The organism is Rhizobium sp. KDH_Rht_773_N, from assembly GCF_052946295.1.
In genome coordinates this window covers 1,419,622-1,445,856 of sequence record NZ_CM129525.1, presented here as the reverse complement: position 1 = coordinate 1,445,856, position 26,235 = coordinate 1,419,622, and the positions used below count along the sequence as shown (strand labels likewise).

Here is a 26,235-nt window from a genome sequence, read left to right as displayed (position 1 = left end):
GCTTGTCGTCTTGCAGCATCGGCCCGAAAATCGAAATCGACGTTTGGAAAAGCTGATGCGGCAATTCGAGAGCTGGAACGCCGTGCGCGCACGGCAGTCTCGGAAAGGTTCAGTTCGCGGTCGATTCCGCCGGCCGGTCGTCGCCTCCCTCGCCGACGGGCGGCCCGTCACCGTCCGCCTTGGCGCGGCGGCGGATTGCCTGGCGCTTGCGGGTGATGCGCAGCCGCTTGATGCGGCGCGGATCGGCGTCGAGGATGTGAAACTCGAAATCCGGCAGGGCCTGGACCACTTCGCCGCGCACGGGAATACGCCCCAGTGCCGAGAAGATCAGCCCGCCCAGCGTATCGACTTCGTCGATCTGCTCGCTGATGTCGAAATCCGGGCCGATGGCTTCGGCAATTTCCTCAAGCTCGACACGGGCGTCGGCAACGAAAACGTCTTCCGAAACGCGCTTGAACATGACTTCTTCATCGTCATGCTCGTCGTCGATATCGCCGATCACCATCTCGACAATGTCTTCATGCGAAGCAAGGCCGTCCGTGCCGCCATATTCGTCGATGACCAGCGCCATCTGCGTGCGGTTCACCTGCATGCGGCGCAGAAGATCGGATGCCAGCATGGAAGGCGGCACGAAGAGGATCTGCCGGATGATGCCGGTTTCGGCGAGCGTCTTCTGCAGGTCGACGCGTCCGAGGTCGAAATTCGGCTTGGCCGAGCGCGGCGCCTTCTGGATATTTTCCGGAGACACCTCGATGGTCGGTGCGCCCGCGGCGGGCTTTGTGCCGCTGCGGCGCTTGTTGCGCGCCTGCTTGGCGACATAGGAAAGAAGGTCGCGGATATGGACCATGCCGCGCGGATCGTCGAGCGTTTCGGCATAGACCGGCATGCGCGAGCGGCCGCTTTCCTCGAAGAGGATCATCAGTTCGCCGATCGTGATGTTCTGGTCGACCGCCTCGATATCGGCGCGCGGCACCATCACGTCTGCAACGCGCACTTCGCGGAAGCGCAGGATGTTGTGGAGCATCGCCCGCTCGTCGGGCGAAAAGGCATCGGCTGCCGCCGGGTCGGTCATCAGCGCGTCGGCTATGTCTTCGCGCAGACGCGAGCCTTGTTGCGGTCTCAATATGCGCGCGGCGCGTGACCAGAAGGATTGCGGTCGGTGTCGACTACTGCCACCCTCGTCGGAAGAGGAGGATTGGTCGGAGTCCTTGGCGTCTGACGCCGGCTTCGTTGAAAAGTCGCTCATGGTTCCATTTTAAGGTCTTGACCCTCGTAGGGGTCAGATAGGCCGAGTACTGCCAGAATGCGAGTCTCCAGCCCCTCCATAATTTCGGCCTCGTCATTATTAATATGGTCGTAGCCGAGCAGATGCAAGAAACCATGTACCATAAGATGGGTCAGATGGTCGTCAAAGCTCTTTTCGAGCTCTTGCGCCTCGCGTTCCACCGTCTCCCTGGCGATGATGATGTCGCCGAGCATCGGGCCGGGCATTTTGCCGGGTTTGACCGGAAAGGCCGGGAAGGACAGCACGTTGGTCGGCTTGTCCTTGCCGCGCCATTCCGCGTTGATGTCCTGAATGGAGGCATCGTCGGTAAAAACCAGCGAAACTTCCGGCGGCATCTTCGGGAAGGGCTGATCTTCCTCTTCCCGCAGGTAGACGGCAGCCGCACCCAGCACGCGTTCGCCAAGGGCATGCAAGACGTCCTCGGCGGGCCAGCCCGCGTCCTCGATACTGATCTGTATGTCGAGCTCGGCCATCAGTCCTGCCGGCTGGCCTCTTCGTCTGCGGCTGCATAGGTCGCGTCGTAAGCCTTGACGATGCGACCGACGAGCGGATGGCGCACGACGTCGACATCCTTGAAGCGCACCATCGAGATGCCCTCGACGTCGTTCAGGAGATGCAGTGCCTCGACGAGACCGGATTTGACGCCGCGCGGCAGGTCGATCTGGCTCGGGTCGCCGGTGATGATCATGCGCGAATTCTCGCCGAGGCGCGTCAGAAACATCTTCATCTGCATCGACGTGGTGTTCTGCGCCTCGTCGAGGATGACGGCGGCATTGGCAAGCGTACGGCCGCGCATGAAGGCGAGCGGCGCGATTTCGATGACGCCGGCGGTGATCGCCCGCTCGACCTTGTCGCCGGGGATCATGTCGTAGAGCGCGTCGTAAAGCGGGCGCAGGTAAGGATCGACCTTTTCCTTCATGTCGCCGGGCAGGAAGCCGAGGCGCTCCCCGGCTTCGACGGCCGGGCGCGACAGGATGATCTTCTCGACCGCGCCGCGCTCCAGAAGCTGGGCGGCGTGGGCGACGGCGAGATAGGTCTTGCCGGTACCGGCCGGGCCGACGCCGAACACCATCTCCGAGCGCTCGAGCGCCCGCATATAGGCATCCTGTGTCGGCGTACGCGCGATGATCGTCTTTTTGCGCGTTGAAATCTGCGCCATCGTCAACTTGGCTTTTTTCTCCATCGTCGGCAGCGTGAGCTGGTCGTCGGCGGCAACCGCCATGCGAATTGCGCCTTCCACGTCTGAACGCTCCACACTGCCGCCTTTCTGGAGTTTTTCATAGAGGTAATCGAGTGTGCGCCGCGCCTGGTTGGTGGCCAGCACGTCGCCGGTGATGACGACGGAGTTGCCGCGCGCACGCGCATCGATATGGAGCCGCTGTTCCAGAAGCTTCAGATTCTGATCGAACTGTCCGAAAAGTTCGCTGGCGAACCGGTTGTTCTCGAACGTCAGGACGAAGTGATTGGCGTCGCTCGCTATGCGTGGGTGGCGCGGTGAAGAAGAAACCAATTCCTGTCCGTTCAAGCGGTCGAGCTCCCTGGGTTAGACCTCAGCCTCTGCGCGTTCGGCAAACAGGCTGTTGGTTCCGGTTCCTGTGATTCGCACTTTAATAATGTCACCGATTTGCGATGCTTTTGCATCAACATTCACGGACTGGAGCCACGGCGACCGGCCGATGAGCTGGCCCGGCATGCGGCCCGGCTTTTCCAGGAGAAGATCGATTTCCTTGCCGATGCAGGACTCGTTGAATTCCTGCGTCTGCTTGAGAAGCAGCGCCTGCAGGCGTTCCAGCCGTTCTGCCTTGATGTCTTCCGGCACCTGGTCCTTCAATTCCGCACCGGGCGTGCCCGGCCGCGTCGAATATTTGAACGAGAAGGCCTGCGCGTACCGCACCTCCTCAACGAGTTTTAGTGTATCCTCAAATTCTCGGTCTGTCTCCCCCGGAAAGCCGGTAATGAAGTCGCCGGAAAGGGCGATATCGGGACGGGCCTTGCGGATGCGCTCAATCAGCGAAAGATATTCGCCGGCCGTGTGACGCCGGTTCATGGCCTTGAGGATGCGGTCCGATCCGGCCTGGACCGGCAGGTGCAGATAAGGCATCAGCGTGCGAAGGTCGCGATGCGCCTCGATCAGCCGGTCGTCCATGTCGCGCGGATGGCTCGTCGTATAACGAAGCCGCGCAAGGCCGGGTATCTCGGCAAGCCGGTAGAGCAGGTCGCCAAGGCTCCACTCTTCGCCCTTCGGGCCGGCGCCGTGCCAGGCATTGACGTTCTGGCCGAGCAGCGTGATTTCGCGGACACCGGCGGCAACGAGCTTCATCGCCTCCTCGACGATCTGCGAGACGGGCCGCGAGACTTCCGAGCCGCGCGTATAGGGCACGACGCAGAACGTGCAGAACTTGTCGCAGCCTTCCTGCACGGTCAGGAACGAGGTCACGCCACGGGCGCGGATCTTCGGCGCCTCGGCGATCGGCAGGTGCTCGAACTTGTCTTCGAGCGCATATTCCGTATCGACGACCCGATGGCCTTCCTTGGCGCGGCGCAGCGCATCCGGCAGGCGGTGATAGGTCTGCGGGCCGATGACGACATCGACCGCCGGCGCACGGCGCAGGATTTCCTCGCCTTCGGCCTGCGCCACGCAGCCGGTGACACCGATCATCATTTCGCGACCGTCGGCGGCTTTGCGCTTTTTCATCTCGCGCAGGCGCCCGAGCGCGGAATAGACCTTCTCGGCCGCCTTCTCGCGGATATGGCAGGTATTGAGCAGGACGAGATCGGCCTCTTCCATGTCCTCGGTCGGCTCGTAGCCGTCGCGGGCAAGAGCATCGCTCATGCGCGTCGAGTCATAGACGTTCATCTGGCAGCCATAGGTCTTGATGAAAACCTTGCGGCTGTTGGAGCCATCGCGGAGAGAAGCCTCCGGGGCCTGAAGAAGGGCGCTGTCCTGGGTCATGGCGCGCTATTTAGTGGTTTTTGGCGCCAGAGAAAAGGGACTCTCCGCTCAGCCGATATCGCGGCCGCGCAGGCTGCTGTTCAGAAGGTTGCGAATACGGGCCGAAATCGTCGAACTGACCGCCTTGCGGTTGGTCTTCTCGCCATATTCCACAGCTTCGCCGAAGGAGACTTCGGCGTCGATCGCGCCGCATTTCAGGATATCGATCAGATGCGGCAGAAGCTCGAGATCGCCGGGCCAGGCCGCAAGCGGGCGGTGGTAGCGGCCCATGGCGATGCCGTGGACCCGCGTGTAGGCGATCGCCACCGGCTGAACCATGACAGCGCCGGTCGGCGAGTGCGGCACGGCCATGGCGGCCGCGCCGAAGAGCGACGATTTGACCTCCAGCAGCCGGTTGCCGTCGGACGTCGTGCCCTCGGGGAACAGGACGACGATCTCGCCGTCGGCCATGCGGCCGGCAATCTCGCTTGCCTGGTCGCCGGTGCGGCGCTTTTCCTCGCGCACCACGAACACGCTCTTCTGCAGCTTGGCGAGCGTGCCGAAGATCGGCCAGTCGCGCACCTCGATCTTGGCAATGAAGGCGACGTCGGCCACCGCCGACATGACCATGATGTCCATCCAAGAGGAATGGTTGGAACAAAGCATCAGCGGCCGGCGGTTCTCGAGCCTGCCGCGCACGCGGATGCGGATGCCGAGGCAGTAGCAGATGATGCGATGCCAGTGGCGGGGCAGGGTGCGACGCAGCTTCCAGTCAAACGTGAGCGCAAGCACCTGCAGCGGCATGAGCAGGATGCTGGTGACGACGATGACGAAAAAGGCGAAGGCGATGCGCAGCCAGACGATCAAATGCGGCGCTCCCCGACTGCCATAATATCAGATTTCGTCTTTCTTCAGCGGGATGCCGTAGAGTTCGAGCCGGTGATCCACGAGCTTGAAGCCGTGCTCCCTGGCGATCCGCTCCTGCAGCGCTTCGATTTCCGGCGAACGGAACTCGATGACGACGCCGCTCTTCAGGTCGATCAGATGGTCGTGATGCTCTTCGGGCACCGTCTCGTACCGGGAGCGGCCGTCGCGGAAATCGTGCCGGGCGATAATGCCGGCATCCTCGAACAGTTTCACGGTCCGATAGACCGTCGAAATCGAGATCTTGGCGTCGACCTTGACGGAGCGGCGGTAGAGTTCCTCGACATCGGGATGGTCTTCGGAGTCCTCGAGAATACGCGCAATCACCCGGCGCTGCTCGGTCATGCGCATGCCGCGTTCAGCGCAAAGCTCCTCAAGGGTCTTGGCTACCTCAGTCATGGCTGCCTTCTCGTTATTCCTGCCGGGAAGGGAACTACCGAAGAACGCGCTTCATGACAAGCGCCGTGGAGGTAGCCCCGTTGGCATCCTTATAATAGCCCTTGCGCTCGCCGGCCTGCTCGAAGCCGAGTTTGCGGTAGAGGCCGAGGGCGGCCGTATTGCCGTTGTCGACTTCCAGGAACATGCTCTCGCCGCCGCGCAGGCGCGCTTCGCGCATGGCGGCCTGCATCAGCCGCCAGCCGAGGCCCGAGCGCGCGACCTTCGCCTGCACGGCAATTGTCAGGATTTCCGCCTCGCCGGCGACCTGGCGGGCTAGGATGAAGCCCGGCAGGGTCTTTTTCAGAATAGCGTTGGTCTGGCGGGCAACGAAGCCGAAGACCGTATTCTGGGAAAGCAGGCTGTGGAATTCGCCGTCGCCCCACGGGCGCGCGAAGCGCTCTCCGTGCAGGATGGAAACGTCGAGGCAATCCTCCGGTTCCATCGCGACGATTTCAAATTCCGGTTTCAGCGTCAGATAGGCTTCCAGCATCGTCATACTCTTGCAACCGCATACCCGGCCTGCGGTTTGGCATCGGGTCCGCGCAGATAAAGGGGCTTGGGCTTTCCGGCATCCGGATTTGCGGCGGCACCGAGACGCGCCACGACGGAGATCGGGAAGGCGTTGGCGTGTTCGCCGCTCGCAGCAGGCTTCAGGATCGGCGTTGCCGAGCCGGTGATTTCGCCGTCGAAATCCGCCGCAAAAGCCTGCGCGTCGGCGGTGCTGACGGCACGCGCCTCATCCAGCGCCGTGCCGTCGGCCGCGAAAGACTGGAGGTAGATCTCGTCCCGCTTGGCATCCATCGCCGCCAGAACGGCGCGGCCAGGCGTCTTTGCGCGCTGGGCCGCCGCCATGACCTCGAGCGTGGAAATGCCGACAGCGGGAATACCGAGCGAGAGGGCAAAGCCACGCGCGGCGGCAACGCCGACGCGGATGCCGGTGAAAGAGCCGGGGCCGACGGTGACGGCAAGGCGGTCGACATCCGATAGCGTAACACCGGCCCGATCCAGCGCGCGGTCCACGATTCCCATCAGATGTTCAGCATGCCCCTTGCCGATCATGTCCGATGCCTCCCCCAGCACCGTATTCCTGCCGCTATCATAAATGGCGGCAGCGCAATCCACACCTGCCGTGTCGAGCGCCAGAACGATCATGCCATCAATTTCCGAATAAACTATTGTCGCCTATTCATAAATCCGCCCGGCCGAACGCGAGATGAACGGCCCGGCGCCGCAGAGCTTCTTAAGCGGCAATCACTTCCTGCACTTCCGGAACGAAATGGCGCAGCAGGTTCTGGACGCCGTGCTTCAGCGTTGCCGTCGAAGACGGGCATCCCGAGCAGGAACCCTTCATGTTGAGGTAGACCTTGCCGTCCTTGAAGCCGCGGAAGGTAATGTCGCCGCCATCCTGGGCAACGGCCGGGCGCACGCGGGTCTCCAAGAGTTCCTTGATGGTCAGCACGATCGATTCGTCGCCTTCGTCGAAGAACTCGTCGCCGGCATCGACATCTTCCGAGAGGATCGAGGCGTCGCCCATGACCGGCTTGCCGGACATGAAGTGCTCCATGATCGAGCCGAGAATAGCCGGCTTCAGATGCTGCCATTCGGCATTGTCCTTGGAGACGGAGATGAAGTCGTAGCCGAAATAGACGCCGGTCACGCCGGGGATTTCAAACAGGCGGGCAGCGAGCGGCGAAGCCTGGGCTTCGTCGGCATTGCGGAATTCGGCCGTGCCGTTTTCCATCACCACCTTGCCGGGAAGGAACTTCTGCGTGGCGGGGTTCGGCGTGGCTTCGGTCTGAATGAACATCTCGCTCTCCATGCGGCGGGCGTCAGCCTCTGCCGTCTTTAGAATTCTTCAAAAGAAAATAAGCCCATTCTCCGGCCGATTCAAGAGATTGATACTCAAGAAATGGCCTAACAGAGGGCGTCGATTTCCTCATTCGTCAGCGTGTCGGGAAGCACGGTGACGGGAATCGGAAAGGCGGCCGCGCGTCCGGCAATGGAAGAAACCAGCGGTCCCGGCCCCTCCTTGGCCGAGCTTGCGGCAAGCACGAGGATGGCGACGTCCCGGTCCTCCTCGATGACGGCATTGATCTGCTCGGCCGAATTGCCTTCGCGGATGACGATCTCGGGTTCGATGCCGATCGTCTCGCGCACGATCTGGGCCGCCTTGGCGACGCTGGCTTCCGCCTCCTCGCGGGCCTCCGCCCGCATGATCTCCTCGACGCCGAGCCATTGCTGGAAATCGCCCTCGGGGATCACATAGAGAAGGATAAGTCCGCCATTGGAATTCTTCGCACGCCGCCCGGCATAGTGGACGGCGCGTTGGCATTCGGGTGTCCCGTCGATCACCGCCATGAATTTGCGGCGATGACCTTCGAGCCGTGAGAGTCGCTTCGATACCATGGCGCGGACTCTGACACCCGCAGCGGAAAATTTGCAAGCCCCCGTTTTGCGCGGGAGCCAAAGCCTGATGCGTCGATTCAAAAAGATGGAGCGCCATGCGTCCATCTGGACACGTGGCGCTCTGACCTGTCGATGGGTCTAGTAGAGGAAGCCGATGATCTCGCGCAGTTCGCGCATCGTCACCTCGGCCCGCGCCCTCGCGCGCTCGTTGCCGCTGCGCAGGATCGCGTCGATATGGCTCGTATCGTTCATCAGGCGGCGCATTTCGCCCGTGATCGGCGAGAGCACCTGAACGGCGAGATCGACCAGAGCCGGCTTGAAGACAGAGAACTGCTGGCCGCCGAATTCCGAGAGCACCTGCTCCTTCGTCTTGTCGGCAAGCGCCGCATAGATCGAAACGAGGTTTTCGGCCTCCGGCCGGCTTTCCAGGCCTGCCACTTCGCTCGGCAAACCGTCGGGATCGGTCTTGGCCTTGCGGATCTTCTTGGAGATCGCGTCCTCGTCATCCATCAGGTTGATGCGCGAAAGGTCAGACGGATCGGACTTCGACATCTTCTTGGTGCCGTCGCGCAGCGACATGACGCGCGGCGCCGGCCCGCCGATCAGCGGTTCGACCATCGGGAAATAGGCATGCACCGGCTCGTCGCCGACGGTAATGTCGATCCCGTAATTCGTCCGGCGGATATGCGAGGCATAATCGAGGTTGAACTTCATCGCGATGTCGCGCGTCAGCTCGAGGTGCTGCTTCTGGTCTTCGCCGACAGGCACATGCGTGGCGCGGTAGACGAGAATATCGGCAGCCATCAGGCTCGGATAGGCGTAGAGGCCGAGCGAAGCCTGCTCGCGGTCCTTGCCGGCCTTGTCCTTGAACTGCGTCATGCGGTTCATCCAGCCGATACGGGCGACGCAGTTGAAGATCCAGGCGAGTTCGGCGTGCTGCGGCACGGCGGACTGATTGAAGACGATATGCTTTTCGGCATCGATGCCGGAGGCGATGAAGGCGGCGGCGATCGAGCGCGTCTGCGACAGCATGTCCTCGTGGACGAGCTGCGCCGTCAGCGCATGCAGGTCGACGACGCAGTAGATGCAGTCGTTGCCGTCCTGGAGTTGCACGAAGCGGCGGATCGCGCCAAGATAGTTGCCGAGATGCAGGTTGCCCGTCGGCTGAACGCCGGAAAATACGAGCTTCTTGAATTCGCCCATGATGTGTCCTCGATTAGGCTGGTGGAGGGCCTCAGGGCCGAAGGCCCATGTTGCTAACGCGGGCGCTTATGCACGGGCGCACGGCCGCAATCAAGAGCCCGCGGGCGCCGCATGTTGAATGAGATCGAAGGTGTTGCCGTAAGGATCCGCAAAGACCGCAACGGTGCCGTAAACTTCGCGCCGTGGCTCCTCAAGAAAACGCACGCCGGCGGCAAGCATGGCGGCATGGTCGCGCGCGAAATCGTCGGTCTTGAGAAAGAAGCCGACACGCCCGCCCGTCTGCTTGCCGATGGCAGCGCGCTGCGCCTCATTGGCCGCCTGCGCCAGCAGAAAGGCCGCTCCATCTCCGCCTCTGGGCTTGACGACGACCCAGCGCTTGCCTTCCGGCTGCACTTCGTCTTGTAGGCATTCGAAGCCGAGCGCCTCACAATAAAAGGCTTTGGCGCGGTCATAGTCGTCGACGACGAGGGTGACGAGGAACAGGGATTGCGTCATAAAACCTCCGCGAAAGCAAGTTTATTCCGGTTTACTGTGGGTGTATGCCCTGTTTTACGTCAAACTGATCAGCTGGTTTAGCTAAAATTGAGTATAAAATTTCACAGAAAAGCTTTCTTTGAACTGAAAATCCTTCGACTGGCGTGACGGCCGCATTGAGCCGTCGGGTAACCGATCGGAGGGACCATGCAGAACGCCAGTTTGCTCGCTGTGGCAGGCCTTTTTGCCCTACAATCAGCAACCACCGCCGTCGGTCAAGATGGCCGACGGCAGATCAACAACCTTCCAAAACACGAGACGCGCCTTGCCTATACGGTCCAGACCGTCAGCGTTCGCGCCGGCTGCTTCCCGGCGCGATTGCGGGCGGTCCTGTCGCATATTGCGGCAAAGACCGGACGACTGCCGATGATAACATCCGGCTTCCGGCCGCATCCCCGCCGCCATGGCTCCATGCATGGAAAATGCCTGGCGGCGGATATCCGGGTTCCCGGCGTGCCGGAACGGACGATCGTTGCCGCGGCCAAGACCGCGCCCGGCATCGGCGGGATCGGCACCTATTGCAACGGCATTGTCCATGTCGATGTCGGTCCGCAGCGACGATGGGTGGATTGCTGAAACGATCCCGGCAAAATGCGCAGCGGCTTTGCGTGAAAAGGGCGTTACGCGTCCTTCGCGGGTGCCGGCTTGCGGTTGAGGTTACGACGGATCATGCCGAGATCGGCGCCGCCGATGAGGAAGGCGGTTGCGAAATAGACGACCATCGAGATCGCAATCAGCAGGCCGATCGTGCCGACCTTGGTCAGCAGCGGTGCGCCCGAGGCAAGCCAGGGCGCCCAGTGCTGCTTGAGATAGATGATGACCGCCCCCATCACCGCCGAGGCGACGACCAGCAGCGCGGCGCGTCTGGCGAGCGCCCATTCCCATGTCAGATGGCCGCGACGCAGCAGCGTGGTGAAGAGCAGCACGGTGCTGATCCAGCCGGCCGTGGCTTCCGCCACTGCAATGCCGGGCGCGCCCATATGGGGAAAGAGCGTCAGCGCGGTGGCGCAGTTGGCGGCAACCGCGATTGCCGAAAAACGCATCGGCGTCTTGGTGTCCTCACGCGCGTAAAAGCCAGGCTGCAGCGCCTTGATCAGTACGAAAGCCGGCAGGCCGATGCCGTAAATGGCCAGGATCGAACCGACGATGACAGTGTTTTCCTGATGGAAGGCGCCGCGCTCGTAGAGCACGCGGATGATCTCGTCCGACAGGATCCAGAGCGCGAAGGCGGCGGGGATCGTCAGGAACAGCACGAACTCGATCGAGCGATTCTGCAGGAAGGCCGCCTCGCGCAATGCGCCGCCCTTGAGCGCGCGGGCAAGCTCGGGCAGCAGCACGACGCCGACGGCAACGCCGACGACGCCGAGCGGCAGCTGGTAGATGCGGTCGGCATATTGCAGGGCGGCAATGGCGCCATCGCGGGAGGAGGCGATCGCCTGGCCGATGAGCTGGTTGATCTGCGTGATGCCGCCGGTAACGGCGGCCGGAACCGCAAGGATCAGCAGCCGCTTGACGTTCGGCGTCATCTTCGGAAAGCGGAAGCCGATGCTCATGCCGGCATGAAGAACCCCGAGATAGACGACGGCAAGCTGCAGGATACCGGCGACCAGCACGCCCCAGGAAAGATACCAGGCCGTCGCCAGCGGTTCGGCGCCGGTATAAAGCGCGTAGAACAGCGCGCCGATCATCACGACGTTGAGAAAGACGGGTGCGACGGCTGCGGCGAAGAAGTGATGCAGCGAGTTCAGCATGCCGCTCATCATCGCCGTCAGCGACATGCACATGAGATAGGGGAACATCACCGCCGCCATGCGAATGGTGATGCCGAACTTCTCGGGATCGTCGGCAAAGCCCGGCGCGATGACGAAGCGCACCAAGAGCGGCATGCTGAATTCCATCACGATGGTGATGAGCAGCAAGACGGAAAACAGAACGCCGAACACTTCCTCCGAAAAGCGCTTGGCGCCGTCTGTGCCGTTCGCCTCGATCTCCTTGGCAAAAAGCGGCACGAAGGCGGCGTTGAAGGCGCCTTCGGCAAAGAGCCGGCGGAAGAGGTTCGGGAAACGGAAGGCGGCATAGAAGACGTCGGCCATCGGTCCGGTGCCGAGTGCCGCAGCCATCAGCGTTTCGCGGGCAAAACCGAAGATGCGGCTTCCAAGCGTGGCGCCGCCGACCGTGGCGAATTTCTTGACGAGGCTCATACGGGGGAACCGGCTTTCTTTTCGGCTGATGTCGCAGCAGGGGCGATGATGCCCGACGGCATGCGCTCGCGCAGTTCGTCCTGCTCTTCCGCCATGACCGCCTTCATGCGGGCGGTGATATTGGCACGCTTGCTGTCGCCGGAAATCTTCTGGCCGACGAGATCGGTGACATAGAACGTATCGATGACCTTCTCACCGAAGGTGGTGATGCGGGCGGACTGAATGTCGAGCGACAGGTCGGAAAGCACCGCCGTCATTTCCGAGAGCAGACCCGGCCGGTCGAGGCATTCCACCTCGATGACCGTGAACTTGTTCGACAGGCTGTTGGTGATCGTGACCGACGGCGGAATGATGAAGGCCTTGCTCTTCTTGCGGTTCTTCGCGCGGGTCGCGATCACCTCGGGCAGCCGCTTGCGGCCGGACAGCACGTCCTCGATCATCCTGCCGATCGTGGCGGCGCGACGAAGCTCGTCCTCGTCGTTCGGAAATTCACGGCTGACATGGATCGTATCGAGCGCGCGGCCATCCGACGTCGTGAAGATCTGTGCATCGACGATGTTGGCGCCGGCCGCCGCACATGCGCCGGCAATGACGGCGAGAAGGCGAGGGTGGTCGGGCGACAGGACGGTGATTTCGGTAATGGCGTGAAAGCTGTCGGTGCGCACCGAGGTTGCCAGCGCCTGGCCGGCCTTGTCCGCCTGCCGGATGAAATGCGCGTGGCGGACCTGGTCTTCCAGCGGCACGGAAAGCAGGTAAGGCTGGTAGTGCAGCTTCGTGTAGGTGCGCCGGTCCTTCTGCGGCCAGTCGGAGAGTGCTGCATACAGCGCCTCGGCGGCAGCCTGAGCGCGCTCCTTGCGCGACACTTCGGAGAAGCCGCCGGCAAGCAGCAGTTCCGTCTCATAATAAAGTGTGCGCAGCAACTGGCCCTTCCAGCCGTTCCAGACGCCCGGCCCGACGGCGCGGATGTCGCAGATCGTCAGGATCAGCAGCATCTTCAGCCGGTCGAGCGATTGAACGCGGTCGGCAAAGTCGGTGATCGTCTTGCGGTCCGTCAGGTCGCGGGTCTGGGCGACCATCGACATGGTCAGGTGCTCCTCGATCAGCCAGACGACGATTTCGGTCTGTTTTTGCGACAGGCCGAAACGGGCGCAGAGCTTGCGGGCGACGCGTGCGCCGGCGATCGAATGGTCTTCCTGCCGGCCCTTGGCGATATCGTGCAGCAATACCGCGACATAGAGAGCCTCGCGGTCCTCGATATGCGGCATCAGCTTGTTGGAAAGCGGATGCAGTTCCTCCGCCTTGCCCTTGTCGATTTCGGAGAGGACGTCGATGGCGCGGATCAGATGCTCGTCGACCGTATAGTGATGATACATGTTGAACTGCATCATTGCGACGATCTTGCCGAATTCGGGAATGAAGCGGCCAAGCACGCCGGCCTCGTTCATGCGGCGCAGGATCAGCGCCGGGTCGCGCTTGGAGGTCAGGATCGACAGGAAAAGCCGGTTGGCCTCGTCATTGTCGCGCAGATCGTTGTTGATGAGGCCGAGCGAGCGCGTCACCCGCTTCAGCGCGTCGGGATGGAATTCCAGCCCGTTGATGTCGGCCACATGAAACAGCCTGATAATGCTGACCGGATCGCGCTTGAAGACATCGGGATTGGCGAGCGCGATACGGCCGCGATCTTCGACGAATTCGACGCTGCCGGGGATCTTGCGGCTGCGATGCGTGAAACGGCTGATGACGCCCGTCAGGCCGGGGATCGATTTCGCCTGCTGGTCCTCCAGTGCGGCGCAGAGGATGCGGGTGAGATCGCCGACATCCTTGGCGACCAGGAAATAGTGCTTCATGAAGCGTTCGACGGCCGAAAGGCCTGGGCGCGAATGGTAGCCGAGCGCCTCGGCGATCTCGCGCTGGATATCGAAGGAAAGGCGCTCCTCGGCCTTCCCGGTCAGGAAATGCATGTGGCAGCGCACGGCCCAGAGAAAGTCGTCGGCCTTTTCGAGAAGCCGGTATTCCTGCTTCGACAGCACGCCGAGCGGTACCAGATCGGCCGGGTCGCGGACGTGATAGTAATATTTCGAAATCCAGAAGAGCGTATGCAGGTCGCGAAGACCGCCCTTGCCTTCCTTGACGTTCGGTTCGACAAGGTAACGCGTGTCGCCGGCCTTGCGGTGGCGCTCGTCGCGTTCGGCAAGCTTGGCCGCGATGAATTCCGGCCCGGTGCCGGTGACGATTTCCTTGTCGAAGCGGGCTTCCAGCTCCGTTTCCAATGATTTCAGGCCGCAGATGTAGCGCATTTCCAGGATGGCGGTGCGGATCGTCATGTCGGATTTGGAAAGCGCGATGCATTCCTCGACGGTCCGCGTCGCGTGACCGACCTTGAAGCCCATGTCCCACAGCATATAGAGCATGAACTCGACGGCCTTGTGGGCCTCTTCCGTCGGCCTCGGCAGGAAAAGGAAGAGCAGGTCGATATCGGAGCCCGGCGCCAGCGTGTCGCGCCCGTAGCCCCCGACGGCAGTGACGGCGAACCTGTCCTTCTGCTTCGGGAAGACGTGGGCGGTGGCGAAACGATAGAGAACGGCGATGATCTGGTCCTGAAGCCAGGAAATGCGGTGCGCGCAGTCAAGCCCGCCGCCTTGCGCGTCAAGCAGGTCGCGCGCTTTCCGGCGGCCTTCGACGCTTGCCTTCTTCAGAACGGCCAGAAGATCGCCGCGCAGCACGTCGGGGCGATTGCGGTTGGCTTCGGCAATGGCGTCGCACTGCCCCTGCAGCAGTTCCACATCGAGGATTTCGGAGAAATCGATGCCGTGCGTCGCCATCGGCTGGCCCGTTTCCTGTCCGGACCGGGCCGCCTGCTCGTGGCGCACCTCTGTTTTCATCTGCATGCGCTATAGCCTCTTTGCCCGCCTGATGACCCAGGCGTTCATATTGCATGAACCTTTAAATTTGGCGAAATGGTGTTGGCAAGCCGCTCGCGAAAGACGCTTTGCCGCAAGTTCTCAGGCAGAGGCCTGCGTCAGAAGCGTATCGAGAACCTGCCGCGTCTCGCTCATGATCCCGTTCAGCGTCGCCCTGTCGCATTCGCGGTATCCGGCGTCAATGATAGCACCGCTGAGCTCTCCGATCTTCAGGCACGAGCCGGTAATCTTGGCCATGCCGATCGGCGTATTCCAGCCGCGCGCCTCCAGATTGCCGTCCGACTGTTTCATGATCTCGAGCATCGAGACGATGACGGAGAGGCGCTGCGTTTCCTGAAGCAGTTTTTCCATGAACACGGGGCTGCTGCTCCTACTTCATCTTCTTCTTGAGATCGTAAAGCGCATCGAGCGCCTCGCGCGGCGTCATATCGTCGAGGCTCATCGCCTTCAGGGCTTCCTCGACCTTGGACGGCCCGCGGGATGTTTCTTCGCGGCGCACCGCGACCTGGAACAGCGGCAGATCGTCGATCAGCTGGCTTGCCGGGTTCTTGCGATCGGCGTCTTCAAGGCGCGTGAGCACATCGCGGGCGCGGGCCACCACCGAGGCCGGCAGGCCGGCAAGCCGCGCCACCTGGATGCCGTAGGACCGGTCGGCGGCGCCGGGTCCGACCTCGTGCAGGAAAATGACGTCCCCGTCCCATTCCTTCACCCGCATCGTCGCATTCGATAGCCGCGCAAGTTTTTCCGAAAGCACGGTCAGCTCGTGGAAATGTGTCGCGAAGAGCCCGCGGCAGCGGTTGGCCTCGTGCAGGTGCTCGACGGCCGCCCAGGCGATGGAAAGACCGTCGAACGTCGCCGTGCCACGACCGATCTCGTCCAGGATGACGAGGGAACGATCGGTCGCCTGATTGAGGATCGCTGCGGTTTCGACCATCTCCACCATGAAGGTGGACCGCCCGCGTGCCAGATCGTCCGATGCGCCGACGCGCGAGAACAGCCGGTCGACGATGCCGATATGCGCCGATGTTGCCGGCACGAAGGAGCCCATCTGGGCAAGGATGGCGATCAGCGCGTTCTGGCGCAGGAAAGTCGATTTGCCGCCCATATTGGGGCCGGTCAGCAGCCAGATCGCCCCGTCCTTGCCGTCGGAGACGGGCGAAAGGTCGCAATTGTTGGCGACGAAGGGACCGATGGACTGGCGTCGCAGCGCCTGCTCGACGACAGGGTGGCGTCCGCCCTCGATCGCAAACATCTTCGACCCGTCGACCAGCGGCCGGCAATAGGCCTGCTCTTCGGCAAGACGTGCCAGGCCTGCCGCCACGTCGATGACGGCGAGCGCGCGCGCGCCGGCCTTGATGGCCTCGGCCTCGGCAACGATCGCTTCCCTCATCCGGTCAAAGGCTTCGAGCTCGATCTGCAGCGCCCGGTCGGCGGCGTTGGCGATCCGGCTTTCGAGGTCGGCAAGCTCCGTCGTGGTGAAACGCATTGCATTTGCCATCGTCTGGCGATGGATGAAGCGGGCCTTGGCCTCGGCCGTATCGGTCATCGGCCCCGCATTGCCGGCGGTGACTTCGATGAAGTAGCCGAGGATATTGTTGTGCTTGATCTTCAGCGACTTGATGCCGGTCTCTTCGGCATATTGCAGCTGCAGGCCGGCAATGACGCGGCGCGACTGGTCGCGCAGTGCGCGCACCTCGTCGAGGTCGGCATTGGCTCCGTCGCGCAGGAAACCGCCATCGCGTTTCAGGAGCGGCAATTCCTCGGCAAGGTTTTCCGCAAGCAGGGCTTCGAGTTCGGAAGGGAGCGCCTGCAGCCCCGTGCGTGCCTGTTCCAGCTCCGCCGGCAGCATCGCGCCCGCCAGAAGATCCGCCATATGCGCGGCAGCGCCAAGTCCCTGGCGGATCGCCCAGAGGTCGCGCGGGCCGCCGCGGTCAAGCGCCAGGCGGGAGAGCGCCCGCGGCATGTCCGGCACATGTTTCAGCACGTCGCGCAACTCGCCGCAGAGCGACGGCTCCTGCATCAGGAAGCCGATCGAATCCAACCGCTCGTTGACGCGGGCGGGATCGGTGAGCGGCGACATCAGCCGCTCGGCAAGCAGCCGCGCCCCGCCGCCGGTGGTCGTCCGGTCGATCGCCCTCAAAAGAGCGCCGTTGCGATCGCCGGACAGCGTGCGCACGAGTTCCAGATTGGCGCGTGTCGCCGGATCGATGAACAGCGTGGAGGCGCCGCTCTCCCGTTCCGGCCGGCCAAGCGGCGGCCGCTCGGCAATCTGCGTCTTCTCCACATAGGCGATGGCCGCCGCCGCTGCCGCCAGCTCGGCGCGCGAAAAACTTCCGAAACCGTCGAGCGTGGAAACGTCGAAATAGCGGGCGATGCGGGTTTCTGCGGTCGCGCTGTCGAAAAGTACAGCCGGCTGTGGAACGGCGGTGCGGCCGAGCACGTCGAAGACCGGTTTCAACTCGCCGTCATAAAACAGCGTATCCGGCACGATGAGTTCGCGCGGATCGATGCGCAGGATATCGGCAAGCAGCCGCGAGGCGTCGGTTTCCGCCAGCCGGAAGACGCCGGTGGAAATATCGATCCAGGCGAGCGCCAGCGCCGGTTCCGAAGAGCCGCGGATGCGCGAAAGCGTCATCAGGTAGTTCGATTCCGAAGGCGAAAGCAGCTTCTCCTCGGTAATGGTGCCCGGCGTGACGAGGCGAATGACGTCGCGTTTGACGACGGATTTCGATCCGCGTTTCTTGGCTTCCGCCGGGTCTTCCACCTGCTCGCAGACGGCAACGCGATAGCCGAGCGCGATCAGCTTCTGCAGGTAATCGTCGGCCGCGTGAACAGGCACGCCGCACATGGCGATATCCTGCCCCATATGCTGGCCGCGCCTGGTGAGCGTGATGCCGAGCGCGCGCGAAGCCTCAAGCGCATCCTCGAAGAACAGCTCGTAAAAATCGCCCATGCGATAGAAGAGCAGCGAATCCGGATTGTTCGCCTTGATCTCGATATATTGTTCCATCATCGGCGTTGCCGAGGCGCGGCTTTCCTCAGTCGCGAGTTCGGCTGCCGAGAAGGCTTCGTTTCTGCTGTCTATTCGTGCGTTCACGGAGGTGCAGTTTTTCCCAAAAAAACAGGTGCCAACCCTATCCGCGCGCCGCTATAGATGACAACAGCAATTGGGGAAGAGGAAAACGTCACCCACAGACGTTTGGAGGAGGCATGTCCCGCATGGAGAAGAAAGAACGGCCGGCGACGTCTGTTACCGATACGGAAGCGCTCGAATTTCACGCGATGGGTCGGCCCGGCAAGCTGGAGATCAACCCGACCAAGCCGATGGCGACCCAGCGCGACCTCTCGCTGGCCTATTCGCCGGGTGTCGCGGTGCCGGTCAAGGCCATCGCCACCGATCCGGCCACGGCCTACGACTATACGACCCGGGGCAACATGGTTGCCGTCATCTCCAACGGCACGGCCATTCTCGGTCTCGGCAATCTCGGCGCGCTGGCTTCCAAGCCGGTCATGGAAGGCAAGTCGGTCCTCTTCAAGCGTTTTGCCGATGTCGATTCCATCGACCTTGAAGTCGATACGGAAAATGTCGACGAGTTCATCAACTGCGTGCGCTTCCTTGGCCCGTCCTTCGGCGGCATCAATCTGGAAGACATCAAGGCGCCGGACTGTTTCGTCATCGAAAGCCGCCTGCGCGAGCTGATGGATATCCCGGTCTTCCATGACGACCAGCACGGGACCGCGATCATTGCCGCCGCCGGCCTCATCAACGCGCTGGAACTGACCGGCCGCGATCTCAAGACCACCAAGCTCGTCTGCAACGGCGCGGGTGCGGCCGCCATCGCCTGCGTCGAGCTTATCAAGTCGATGGGTTTTGCGCCCGAAAACATCATCCTCTGCGATACCAAGGGCGTCATCTACCAGGGCCGCACGGAGGGCATGAACCAGTGGAAATCGGCGCATGCGGCAAAGACCGATACGCGCACGCTGGAAGAGGCGATGAAGGGGGCCGACGTCGTTTTCGGCCTGTCGCAGAAGGGCGCCTTCTCCGAGGAGATGATCCGTTCCATGGCCGAGCGGCCGATCATCTTCGCCATGGCCAATCCCGATCCGGAAATCACGCCGGAAGAAGTGGCCCGCATCCGGGACGATGCCATCATGGCGACCGGCCGTTCGGACTATCCGAACCAGGTCAACAACGTGCTCGGCTTTCCCTATATTTTCCGCGGCGCGCTCGACGTCCGCGCCACGACCATCAACGACGCGATGAAGATCGCCGCCGTCAAGGCACTGGCAAGCCTGGCGCGCGAAGACGTGCCTGACGATGTCGCGGCCGCCTACCAGGGCAACCGTCCGCGTTTCGGCGCCCAATATATCATTCCGGTTCCCTTCGATCCGCGCCTGATCTCCGCCATTCCCGCCGCCGTCGCCGAAGCGGCGATCGAAAGCGGCGTCGCCCGCAAGATCATCACCGACATGGCCGGCTACAAGCGCGAACTGTCGGCCCGCCGCGATCCGATCGCCTCCACGCTTGCGAGCCTCTACGAGCGCGTGCGCCGTCATCCGAAACGCGTCGTCTTCGCCGAGGCCGAAGAGGAACAGGTGCTGCGCGCCGCCATGTCCTACGCCAACCAGCAGCTCGGCACCGCCGTCCTGCTCGGCCGCGAGGATCTGATCCGCGCAACGGCGGAGCGCGCCGGCATCGACCTCAACCGTCCGGGCCTCGAAATCGTCAACGCGCGTATCTCCAATCGCGTCGATGCCTATATCGACTATCTCTATGCGCGCCTGCAGCGCAAAGGCTACCTGCACCGCGATGTGCAGCGCCTGATCCATAACGACCGCAACCATTTCGCGGCCACCATGGTGGCGCTCGGCGATGCCGACGGCATGGTGACAGGCATTACCCGCAACTATTCGACCGCGCTCGAGGACGTGCGCCGCTGCATCGACGAAAAGCCCGGCCATCGCGTTATCGGCGTGTCGATTGCGCTTTGCCGTGGCCGCACGGTCTTTGTTGCCGACACGGCGGTTCACGATATGCCGACGGCCGAGGAGCTTGCCGATATTGCCGAGGAGGCGGCCGGCCTTGCGCGCCGCATGGGCTATCAGCCGCGCGTTGCGATGCTTGCCTATTCCACCTTCGGCCATCCCTCCGGCGAGCGCTCCGAGCGTGTCCGCGAAGCCGTAAAAATCCTCGACAAGCGCCGCGTCGATTTCGAATATGACGGCGAAATGGCTGCCGACGTCGCCCTGAACCGCAAGGCGATGGAGCAATATCCCTTCTGCCGCCTGTCCGGCCCGGCAAACGTCCTCGTCATGCCGGCATTCCACTCGGCATCGATCTCGACCAAGATGCTGCAGGAACTCGGCGGCTCCACGGTCATCGGCCCCATCCTCGTCGGTCTCGACAAGGCGGTGCAGATCACCTCGATGGGCGCCAAGGACAGCGATATCGTCAATATGGCTGCGATTGCGGCCTATTCTGCCGGTTCCTGATCGATAAATAAGGGGGCGGACCGCGATGTGGTCCGCCCCCTAAATCTCCGAATTCTAATAGCCGGCTATTCGACGTCCTCACGCATGAGGCGTCAGCCATATCAGCTTGCGAACCGTCCTGCGTCCGCACCGTAGTAGTTGAGGTACCGGTCGGAAATGCTCGCTATCGGCAGCACGATCAGCACGTCGGTCGTGTTGAAAGCCTGGTCGACGACGGCGCTGGAGCCGACCATCGCGCCGAGGCGCAGATAGCCCTTGATGAGCGGCGGCAAGGCCATCAGCGCCTTCTTCGGATTGACGCCTTCGGCCGGCATCAGGTCCATGTCGCGCGCCAGATGCGGCAGGGCGCCGACGGCCCATTCGTCCTTGGCGAGCACGCTGTGATAGAGGAAGGAAAGTGCCAGCGCATGGCTTTCCGGCTGAACGCCGGGAAAGGAGGCGCAGCCGAACATCGCGCTCATGCCGTGCTTCAGCGCATAGGCCCAATTGCCCTGCCAGAGCAGTTCGACGATGCGCTTGGTGCGGTATTCCGGCAGCACGCAGGAGCGGCCGAGTTCCATGAAGCGTTTGTCGGGATGGCGGGCGATCAGGTCGTCGATTGCAAATTCAGAAGCCGAGTAAAAACCGCCATTGGCCATGGCCACGTCCTGGCGGAGCAGGCGATAGGTGCCGACGATCTGGTCTTCCGCATCGCCTTCGATCGAGCGGTCGAGAACGAGAAGATGGTCGCAGAAGGCGTCATAGGCATCGAAGTCCCGCTCGCGGCGCATGGCGTCCGCCGGCAGCTGAGCCTTCATTTCCTCGACGAAAACGCGGTAGCGCACGGCCTGCGCGGCGTCGATCTCACGCGCGCTGCGGGCAAGGCGGGTTTCCAGATTGCCGATGCGGCCGAGAACGTCGCCTTCCTTCGGCGCGGCAGCCGTCGATGGCCGAGCGGCCTCGGCCGCGGCGTCACAATTGAGGATGTCAACAGACATGGCGATTCTCCCGTCTCCGGCCTATCACACGCCATAAAACACTTATGTACGACAGGAAAGTGACATAGCAAATTTGTGCACGCAAGAAACGTGCCGATTTTTCCAGCTTCAGCGTGCCTGAGCCCGGCGGGCTGAAAGAGCAACAACCGCCTGTACTTCGGTGAGCAGCCTGACCGGATCCACCGGTTTCACCATGACGCGATTGGCGCCGTTGAGCAAGACCTGTCGCCGCGATTCGTCGCTCTTGTCGGCGGTCAGAACGATGACCGGGACCGGCTGAAGATCGAGCCGTCGTTCGTGTCCGCGAAGGCGTCCGAGCATGTCGCTGCCGTTGCCGCCGGGCATGGACAGGTCGCTGATGATGATGTCCGGCCGGTCGTCGCCGAGGGCGCTGTCCAGCAGAGATTCGAAATCCTCGACATGCCGGACCGAATGACCGCCCTTTTCCAGCATGACGCGCACCAGCATGGCATTGATGGGGTCGTCCTCGCCGAGCAGGATGGAGAGCCCGTCGCCTGTCGCGGCGCGTTCCGCAACCGAAAGGCCGATACCCGGCTGATTGTCGTTCAGCGCGTCGCGCTTTTCCATGCCGCGCATGCGCCCGCGCAGCACGTCGATCAGCGACTGCTCGCGCAGCGGCCGGATCAGCCACGCATCGAAGAGATCGAGCGAATAGGAGTTGCGCTCTTCCGGGTTGACGAGCAGCACCTTGCGCAGCCCGAGTGCGGCGATCTCCGTGCGGTCGGCGATGTGCAGCGAGAATTCCTCGGACATGCGGTGATCGACGATGATATCGGTCGGCCGGTCGCCGCTGCGGGCGAGCGACAGCAGGCTTTCGCGGGCCGCCTCGCCGGTGGCGACGAGATGGCAGCGCCCGCCGAGCGTGGTGATCGTCTCGGCAATCGCCGTGCGTGCGGCGCCTGCCGGAGCGAGCAGCACGATGCTGTTGCCGGCCAGCAAGGCATTGCGCGTGGCCGTATCCTCTTCGGCAAATTCGACGGGGAAGCGGATGGTGAACTGGCTGCCCTTGCCTTTCTCGCTGGCAACGCTCAGCGAGCCGCCGAATTCGCGCATGATGCGCGCCGAAATCGCCAGGCCGAGGCCGGTACCGTTGCTCTTCTGGGCAAGCGAGCCGCCCTGTTCGAATTCTCCGAATATGCGCGCCTGCTCCTCCGCCGTCATGCCAGGCCCGGTATCGGTCACTGATATCAAAAGTTCGCCTGCGGCTCTGGAGATGCGGATGAAGACGCCGCCGACCTGCGTGAACTTGACGGCATTGCCGATGACGTTGAAAAGCACCTGCCGCAGCCGTGCCGGATCGAAGCTCATCAGCTCCGGCACGTCGCAGGATACCGTCGCGCCGATCTCGATGCCCTTCTCGTGAGCGCGATGAGCCAGCATTTCCACGACGCTCTCGACGAGCTTGCGCAAGGATTCCGAGCGCGGCCGCAGCTGGAAACGGCCGACCTCGATGGTCGAGAAATCGAGCAGATCCTCCACCAGCTGCGTCAGCGCATGGCCGGACTGACGGATGCTGGTCAGATAGTTCTGCTGTTCCTGCGTCAGCTTCGTTTCCGAGATCAGATGCGCCATGCCGAGAATCCCGGACAGAGGCGTGCGGATTTCATGGCTGACCGTGGCGAGCAGCCGCGACTTGGCAGCGCTGTTATATTCGGCCTTCTGCCGGGCTTCCTCCCGGCTTTCGGCAGCAAGCCGCTCTTCGGTCACATCGCGCGCAATGCTCTGCAGCAGCAAACGCCCGTTTGCCGGATCGCGGGTCACGACGTCGTGCCAGAGGAAGATGCGCTGTCCGGCCGGTGTCGAAATCTCCACATCGTAACGGTGCGGCTGCGGGCCGGGGCGGAAAGCAAGGCCGATCTCCTCGCAGGTCTGGCCTTCGGGCTTGGCGCGTCCGGTCAGCTGGCGGAAGGTCTCGTTGGCGCCGATGATGCGCCGGTCCATCATGCGGGTGACGACGATATCCCCGAGCACGTCATGGACCGTGCCGAGCAGCCCGGTCGCATCGACACGTTCGGGCGTCTGCGGGCCGCGCCCGCCGGCCCTGCCTGCGCGGCGGAAAACAACGCCGACAAGACCTGCGATGGCCGCGATCAGGATGAGGCCGAGGCCGGTCATCAGCGGACCGCCCCAATAGGAAAGCAGCAGCAGCAGGATCGCCGCAAGAAGGCCCGATCCGCCGAGCCAGTGGAAGAGCGGGGGATGCTGGAAACGAAAGGCTGCCGGTGACGACAGTTCACCCGCCGCCCGGCCGCGATAGGCCCTGACGGCGGCGCCGCCGAATGCGGCGGACAATCGTTCCTGCAACTGCGCCAAACTTTGCATGCAGTTCAGCTAACATATTGCCCGTTCCGAATGTTTTCAGGAATCCGCTAAAAGTTTAGCGATCCGGCTTTTTCGGCTTCTGCAGCATCTCGTCGAGAATGACGCAGCCGGCGCCGACGGTGATGAAACTGTCGGCCAGATTGAAGACGGCGAATGACCAGGTTTCCGTATGGAAGAGGATATAGTCGATCACATGCCCGTAGGCGAAACGGTCGATCAGGTTGCCGATCGCGCCGGCAATGATCAGCGCGTAGCCGAGATGCGCCAGCCACCGGTCCTTGGCCGTGCGGTGCCAGAGATAGAGTACGAAGGCGACGATGATCAGTCGCATGCCGACGATGAACCAGCCGTCCATGCCCGACAGCATCGAGAAAGCCACGCCGAGATTGTAGGTGCGGTAGAGCGCCAGCATCGGAATGACGGGAACGGCTTCCTGCAGCGGCAGGTAGCGGTCGACGGCGATCTTGACGATCTGGTCGAGGATAACGGCGATCAGGATGAAGATCAGGATCGGCAGTGGTCGCGAGAAGAGCGCCGGGCGTGCGGTCGTCTGGTCGGTCATTTGCCCTCGGAAAGTGAGAGGAGATGGCGGCGTGCCTCGAAAAGCATGACGGCGGTGGCGACGGCGAGATTGAGGGAATCGGCGCGCCCCTGCTGGGGAATGCGGGCAAGCGAATCCGCCTCCTTCGCCAGCTGCTCCGGCAGGCCGGACTGTTCGTTGCCCATCAGAAGCACGATAGGCTTCCTCCTGTAGTCGATCGTGCGATAGTCGACGGAGCCGGCAAGATGGGTGGCAACGATCGAGACGCCGGCCTGTTTTTTCCAGGCGATGAATTCCTCCGCTGTCGCGTGGGCAACAGGAACGGCAAAGACCGATCCCATGGTGGCCCGCACCGTTTCCAGCGAAAAGGGATCCGTCGTCTCGCCGACCAGGATGACGCCGGAGGCGCCGGCGGCATCGGCGGTGCGGATGATCGTGCCGAGATTGCCGGGATCGCGCACGCGGTCGAGCGCCACCCAGGTCTCGCCCTCCTTCGGCCTGACATCCCGGAGCTTCGCCCAGCGCGTTTCGAAAATGCCGACCACCATCTGCGGATTGTCGCGCCGGGTGATGGAAGAAATCACCTTCTCGCTGACTTCGAGCACGAGGCCGCCGGAGGCGACGGTCTTTGCCGCCATCTGTTCGACGAGCGGCTTGCCCTTGGCGGCCTTGGCGTAGACGAGCGTGCGGATCGTCCAGCCGAGCTCGATCGCATCGATGACGAGCTTCAGGCCCTCGGCCATGAAGGTGCCGCTCTCCTCGCGCGACTTCTTGTTGGTCAGCGCCTTGATGTCTTTGATGATCGGGTTGGCAAGCGAGGTGACTTCCTTCACCTGCCCGACCCTGCGCGGGCCGCGATCGTGGAATTCGTTCATTTCGGCACCCAGCGGGAAAAGAGGGAAGTGGAGAGCGCCCGGCCCGATGTCTTGCCGTCGAGGCCAGCCTCGCGGATGACGAGTTCGCCGGATTCGACCACGCCGCCGGCCCCGCGCATCGTCTCGCGCATCAGCTCGTGAATGGAATAGAAACTCGCCCGGATCGAATAGGCCGTCAGCACGAGGCCGACCGCCTTCGGCGACAGGATCTCGCGGCAGATGTCCAGCATCAGCGGCAGGTGCTCGAAAAGGTGCCAGACCTCGCCGTTCGGCCCCCGGCCGAATTTCGGCGGGTCGGTGAGGATGATGTCGTATTGGCTGCCGCGGCGTTCCTCGCGCAGGATGAACTTCATCGCATCCTCGCAGATCCAGCGGATCGGCAGTTTTTCCATGCGGCCGAGCGCCTGGTTTTCGCGTGCCCAGCCGATCGCCTTCTTCGAGGCGTCCACATGCGTGACCTCGGCGCCGGCGGCAGCCGCCACCAGCGAGGCGACGCCCGTGTAGCCGAAGAGGTTCAGCACCTTCAGCGGCCGGCCGGCACTTTCCACCTGATCCTTCATCCAGCTCCAGTGGACGATCTGCTCCGGGAAGACGCCGACATGGCGAAAGGAGGTGAAGCGGCCGTAGAAATCGACGCCGAGCAGGTTGAGCGGCCAGCTTTCGCCATGCGCTTCCTTGGGAAAGCGCCAGCGGCCGGTGCCTTCTTCATCCGTATCGCCGGTAAAGACCGCATCGACCTTTTCCCAGGCATGGGCAGGCAGCGAGGGCTGCCACAGCGCCTGTCCCTCGGGACGCACGATGCGATAGGGGCCATATTGTTCGAGTTTCTGGCCGTTGCCGCTGTCGATCAGATGGAAATCGCCCGCACCCGTCGATTCCAGGATGACAGGCACGCGTTCGGCCGGCCGCTCGCCGCTGCGCACCGTGAGCGGGCGCTCGATTGCGGCGGGAACCGCCGCCGGCGGGCGCGCTTCCCGCGCGGGGGCAGGTTTGGCGGCCGTCTTTTCCGGCCTTGCCGGCCGCGCATCGGCGCGGCGTCCGCCCGAAGGGCCTGCCGCCATCTTCGCGCCGGGCCGGCGTTCTCTCTGTTTCAACGTGGTCTTCCGCGTCTTGAATTCGGTTGAGCCAGTGCAAATAGCATCCCGTCCGACCTTGGCAA

At 62.9% G+C, this 26,235-nt stretch carries 23 protein-coding genes; 2 read left to right on the top strand and 21 right to left on the bottom strand.

Features of this window, described 5'->3' with window-relative positions:
• Positions 1–109: 109 nt before the first annotated feature.
• The 12 genes from ACU8HS_RS07375 to ACU8HS_RS07320 all read right to left on the bottom strand — a co-directional run bounded on the left by ACU8HS_RS07375 (position 110) and on the right by ACU8HS_RS07320 (position 9,683).
• Complete coding sequence (locus ACU8HS_RS07375; RefSeq protein ID WP_112565328.1) at positions 110–1,246, bottom strand: hemolysin family protein; 1,137 nt, start codon at positions 1,244–1,246, stop codon at positions 110–112.
• Positions 1,243–1,758, bottom strand: a complete 516-nt coding sequence (ybeY, locus tag ACU8HS_RS07370; RefSeq protein ID WP_112565330.1) for an rRNA maturation RNase YbeY — start codon at positions 1,756–1,758, stop codon at positions 1,243–1,245. Before ybeY ends, ACU8HS_RS07375 begins: the two co-directional genes overlap by 4 nt.
• A complete protein-coding gene (locus tag ACU8HS_RS07365; protein WP_112565331.1) occupies positions 1,758–2,810 on the bottom strand; it encodes a PhoH family protein in 1,053 nt (350 codons plus the stop codon). Before ACU8HS_RS07365 ends, ybeY begins: the two co-directional genes overlap by 1 nt.
• An 18-nt stretch (positions 2,811–2,828) precedes the next feature.
• Entirely contained in the window at positions 2,829–4,238 is a 1,410-nt protein-coding gene (gene miaB, locus ACU8HS_RS07360; RefSeq protein WP_112565333.1) for a tRNA (N6-isopentenyl adenosine(37)-C2)-methylthiotransferase MiaB, read from the bottom strand.
• A 48-nt stretch (positions 4,239–4,286) separates the two neighbouring features.
• Positions 4,287–5,084, bottom strand: coding sequence for a lysophospholipid acyltransferase family protein (locus tag ACU8HS_RS07355; protein ID WP_112565335.1), 798 nt, complete (start codon positions 5,082–5,084; stop codon positions 4,287–4,289).
• 27 nt (positions 5,085–5,111) lie between these two features.
• On the bottom strand, positions 5,112–5,540 hold the full coding sequence (locus tag ACU8HS_RS07350) for a Fur family transcriptional regulator (RefSeq protein ID WP_112565337.1): 429 nt from the start codon (positions 5,538–5,540) through the stop codon (positions 5,112–5,114).
• A gap of 34 nt (positions 5,541–5,574) precedes the next feature.
• Positions 5,575–6,075, bottom strand: coding sequence for a GNAT family N-acetyltransferase (locus ACU8HS_RS07345; RefSeq protein WP_377313612.1), 501 nt, complete (start codon positions 6,073–6,075; stop codon positions 5,575–5,577).
• Positions 6,072–6,731: a tRNA (adenosine(37)-N6)-threonylcarbamoyltransferase complex dimerization subunit type 1 TsaB gene (tsaB, locus tag ACU8HS_RS07340; RefSeq protein WP_112565339.1), complete on the bottom strand. Its 660-nt coding sequence runs from the start codon at positions 6,729–6,731 to the stop codon at positions 6,072–6,074. Before tsaB ends, ACU8HS_RS07345 begins: the two co-directional genes overlap by 4 nt.
• Before the next feature lie 88 nt (positions 6,732–6,819).
• Positions 6,820–7,386 (bottom strand): NifU family protein, encoded by a 567-nt coding sequence (locus ACU8HS_RS07335; RefSeq protein ID WP_112541816.1) that lies wholly within the window; start codon positions 7,384–7,386, stop codon positions 6,820–6,822.
• Positions 7,387–7,493: 107 nt separating this feature from the next.
• Positions 7,494–7,985: a universal stress protein gene (locus ACU8HS_RS07330; RefSeq protein ID WP_112565341.1), complete on the bottom strand. Its 492-nt coding sequence runs from the start codon at positions 7,983–7,985 to the stop codon at positions 7,494–7,496.
• A gap of 138 nt (positions 7,986–8,123) precedes the next feature.
• Complete coding sequence (trpS, locus tag ACU8HS_RS07325) at positions 8,124–9,188, bottom strand: tryptophan--tRNA ligase (RefSeq protein WP_112565343.1); 1,065 nt, start codon at positions 9,186–9,188, stop codon at positions 8,124–8,126.
• Positions 9,189–9,278: 90 nt separating this feature from the next.
• The gene (locus ACU8HS_RS07320; protein ID WP_112753957.1) at positions 9,279–9,683 is read right to left on the bottom strand and encodes a VOC family protein; all 405 of its coding nucleotides are present in this window, start codon (positions 9,681–9,683) and stop codon (positions 9,279–9,281) included.
• A 186-nt stretch (positions 9,684–9,869) separates the two neighbouring features.
• Here ACU8HS_RS07320 and ACU8HS_RS07315 point away from each other — a divergent pair, with 186 nt between their 5' ends.
• On the top strand, positions 9,870–10,298 hold the full coding sequence (locus tag ACU8HS_RS07315; protein ID WP_112565347.1) for a YcbK family protein: 429 nt from the start codon (positions 9,870–9,872) through the stop codon (positions 10,296–10,298).
• Positions 10,299–10,342: 44 nt separating this feature from the next.
• Here ACU8HS_RS07315 and murJ read toward each other — a convergent pair whose 3' ends face one another.
• From murJ to mutS, 4 genes are all read right to left on the bottom strand, one after another.
• Positions 10,343–11,923, bottom strand: coding sequence for a murein biosynthesis integral membrane protein MurJ (murJ, locus tag ACU8HS_RS07310; protein WP_113412534.1), 1,581 nt, complete (start codon positions 11,921–11,923; stop codon positions 10,343–10,345).
• Positions 11,920–14,811: a [protein-PII] uridylyltransferase gene (locus ACU8HS_RS07305; RefSeq protein WP_112565351.1), complete on the bottom strand. Its 2,892-nt coding sequence runs from the start codon at positions 14,809–14,811 to the stop codon at positions 11,920–11,922. Before ACU8HS_RS07305 ends, murJ begins: the two co-directional genes overlap by 4 nt.
• Before the next feature lie 114 nt (positions 14,812–14,925).
• Positions 14,926–15,201 carry a hypothetical protein gene (locus ACU8HS_RS07300; protein WP_112565353.1) on the bottom strand — a complete coding sequence of 92 codons (276 nt, stop codon included), beginning with the start codon at positions 15,199–15,201 and terminating at the stop codon, positions 14,926–14,928.
• Between the two features lie 13 nt (positions 15,202–15,214).
• Positions 15,215–17,941 (bottom strand): DNA mismatch repair protein MutS, encoded by a 2,727-nt coding sequence (gene mutS, locus ACU8HS_RS07295; protein WP_377313604.1) that lies wholly within the window; start codon positions 17,939–17,941, stop codon positions 15,215–15,217.
• 113 nt (positions 17,942–18,054) lie between these two features.
• On the opposite strand from mutS, the gene ACU8HS_RS07290 reads away from it, so the two are divergent.
• Positions 18,055–20,340, top strand: coding sequence for an NADP-dependent malic enzyme (locus tag ACU8HS_RS07290; RefSeq protein ID WP_112565357.1), 2,286 nt, complete (start codon positions 18,055–18,057; stop codon positions 20,338–20,340).
• A 101-nt stretch (positions 20,341–20,441) separates the two neighbouring features.
• Here ACU8HS_RS07290 and ACU8HS_RS07285 read toward each other — a convergent pair whose 3' ends face one another.
• From ACU8HS_RS07285 to ACU8HS_RS07265, 5 genes are all read right to left on the bottom strand, one after another.
• Complete coding sequence (locus tag ACU8HS_RS07285; protein WP_447015682.1) at positions 20,442–21,317, bottom strand: GNAT family N-acetyltransferase; 876 nt, start codon at positions 21,315–21,317, stop codon at positions 20,442–20,444.
• A 108-nt stretch (positions 21,318–21,425) separates the two neighbouring features.
• The gene (locus ACU8HS_RS07280) at positions 21,426–23,660 is read right to left on the bottom strand and encodes an ATP-binding response regulator (protein ID WP_447015681.1); all 2,235 of its coding nucleotides are present in this window, start codon (positions 23,658–23,660) and stop codon (positions 21,426–21,428) included.
• Positions 23,661–23,715: 55 nt separating this feature from the next.
• Positions 23,716–24,222 (bottom strand): signal peptidase II, encoded by a 507-nt coding sequence (gene lspA / locus ACU8HS_RS07275; RefSeq protein WP_112705085.1) that lies wholly within the window; start codon positions 24,220–24,222, stop codon positions 23,716–23,718.
• Positions 24,219–25,076: a TrmH family RNA methyltransferase gene (locus tag ACU8HS_RS07270; protein WP_447015680.1), complete on the bottom strand. Its 858-nt coding sequence runs from the start codon at positions 25,074–25,076 to the stop codon at positions 24,219–24,221. The genes lspA and ACU8HS_RS07270 overlap by 4 nt, the downstream gene beginning before the upstream one ends.
• Positions 25,073–26,170: a class I SAM-dependent methyltransferase gene (locus tag ACU8HS_RS07265; RefSeq protein ID WP_447015679.1), complete on the bottom strand. Its 1,098-nt coding sequence runs from the start codon at positions 26,168–26,170 to the stop codon at positions 25,073–25,075. Before ACU8HS_RS07265 ends, ACU8HS_RS07270 begins: the two co-directional genes overlap by 4 nt.
• Between the last annotated feature and the right edge of the window lie 65 nt (positions 26,171–26,235).

Coding starts and splice junctions, on each gene's coding strand:
- ACU8HS_RS07350 (WP_112565337.1), bottom strand. CDS start 5,540: ATGACTGAGGTAGCCAAGACCCTTGAGGAGCTTTGCGCTGAACGCGGC.
- ACU8HS_RS07330 (WP_112565341.1), bottom strand. CDS start 7,985: ATGGTATCGAAGCGACTCTCACGGCTCGAAGGTCATCGCCGCAAATTC.
- trpS (WP_112565343.1), bottom strand. CDS start 9,188: ATGGGCGAATTCAAGAAGCTCGTATTTTCCGGCGTTCAGCCGACGGGC.
- ACU8HS_RS07375 (WP_112565328.1), bottom strand. CDS start 1,246: ATGAGCGACTTTTCAACGAAGCCGGCGTCAGACGCCAAGGACTCCGAC.
- murJ (WP_113412534.1), bottom strand. CDS start 11,923: ATGAGCCTCGTCAAGAAATTCGCCACGGTCGGCGGCGCCACGCTTGGA.
- ybeY (WP_112565330.1), bottom strand. CDS start 1,758: ATGGCCGAGCTCGACATACAGATCAGTATCGAGGACGCGGGCTGGCCC.
- ACU8HS_RS07320 (WP_112753957.1), bottom strand. CDS start 9,683: ATGACGCAATCCCTGTTCCTCGTCACCCTCGTCGTCGACGACTATGAC.
- lspA (WP_112705085.1), bottom strand. CDS start 24,222: ATGACCGACCAGACGACCGCACGCCCGGCGCTCTTCTCGCGACCACTG.
- ACU8HS_RS07315 (WP_112565347.1), top strand. CDS start 9,870: ATGCAGAACGCCAGTTTGCTCGCTGTGGCAGGCCTTTTTGCCCTACAA.
- tsaB (WP_112565339.1), bottom strand. CDS start 6,731: ATGATCGTTCTGGCGCTCGACACGGCAGGTGTGGATTGCGCTGCCGCC.
- ACU8HS_RS07280 (WP_447015681.1), bottom strand. CDS start 23,660: ATGCAAAGTTTGGCGCAGTTGCAGGAACGATTGTCCGCCGCATTCGGC.
- ACU8HS_RS07335 (WP_112541816.1), bottom strand. CDS start 7,386: ATGTTCATTCAGACCGAAGCCACGCCGAACCCCGCCACGCAGAAGTTC.
- ACU8HS_RS07305 (WP_112565351.1), bottom strand. CDS start 14,811: ATGCAGATGAAAACAGAGGTGCGCCACGAGCAGGCGGCCCGGTCCGGA.
- ACU8HS_RS07285 (WP_447015682.1), bottom strand. CDS start 21,317: ATGTCTGTTGACATCCTCAATTGTGACGCCGCGGCCGAGGCCGCTCGG.
- ACU8HS_RS07345 (WP_377313612.1), bottom strand. CDS start 6,075: ATGACGATGCTGGAAGCCTATCTGACGCTGAAACCGGAATTTGAAATC.
- ACU8HS_RS07270 (WP_447015680.1), bottom strand. CDS start 25,076: ATGAACGAATTCCACGATCGCGGCCCGCGCAGGGTCGGGCAGGTGAAG.
- ACU8HS_RS07290 (WP_112565357.1), top strand. CDS start 18,055: ATGTCCCGCATGGAGAAGAAAGAACGGCCGGCGACGTCTGTTACCGAT.
- miaB (WP_112565333.1), bottom strand. CDS start 4,238: ATGACCCAGGACAGCGCCCTTCTTCAGGCCCCGGAGGCTTCTCTCCGC.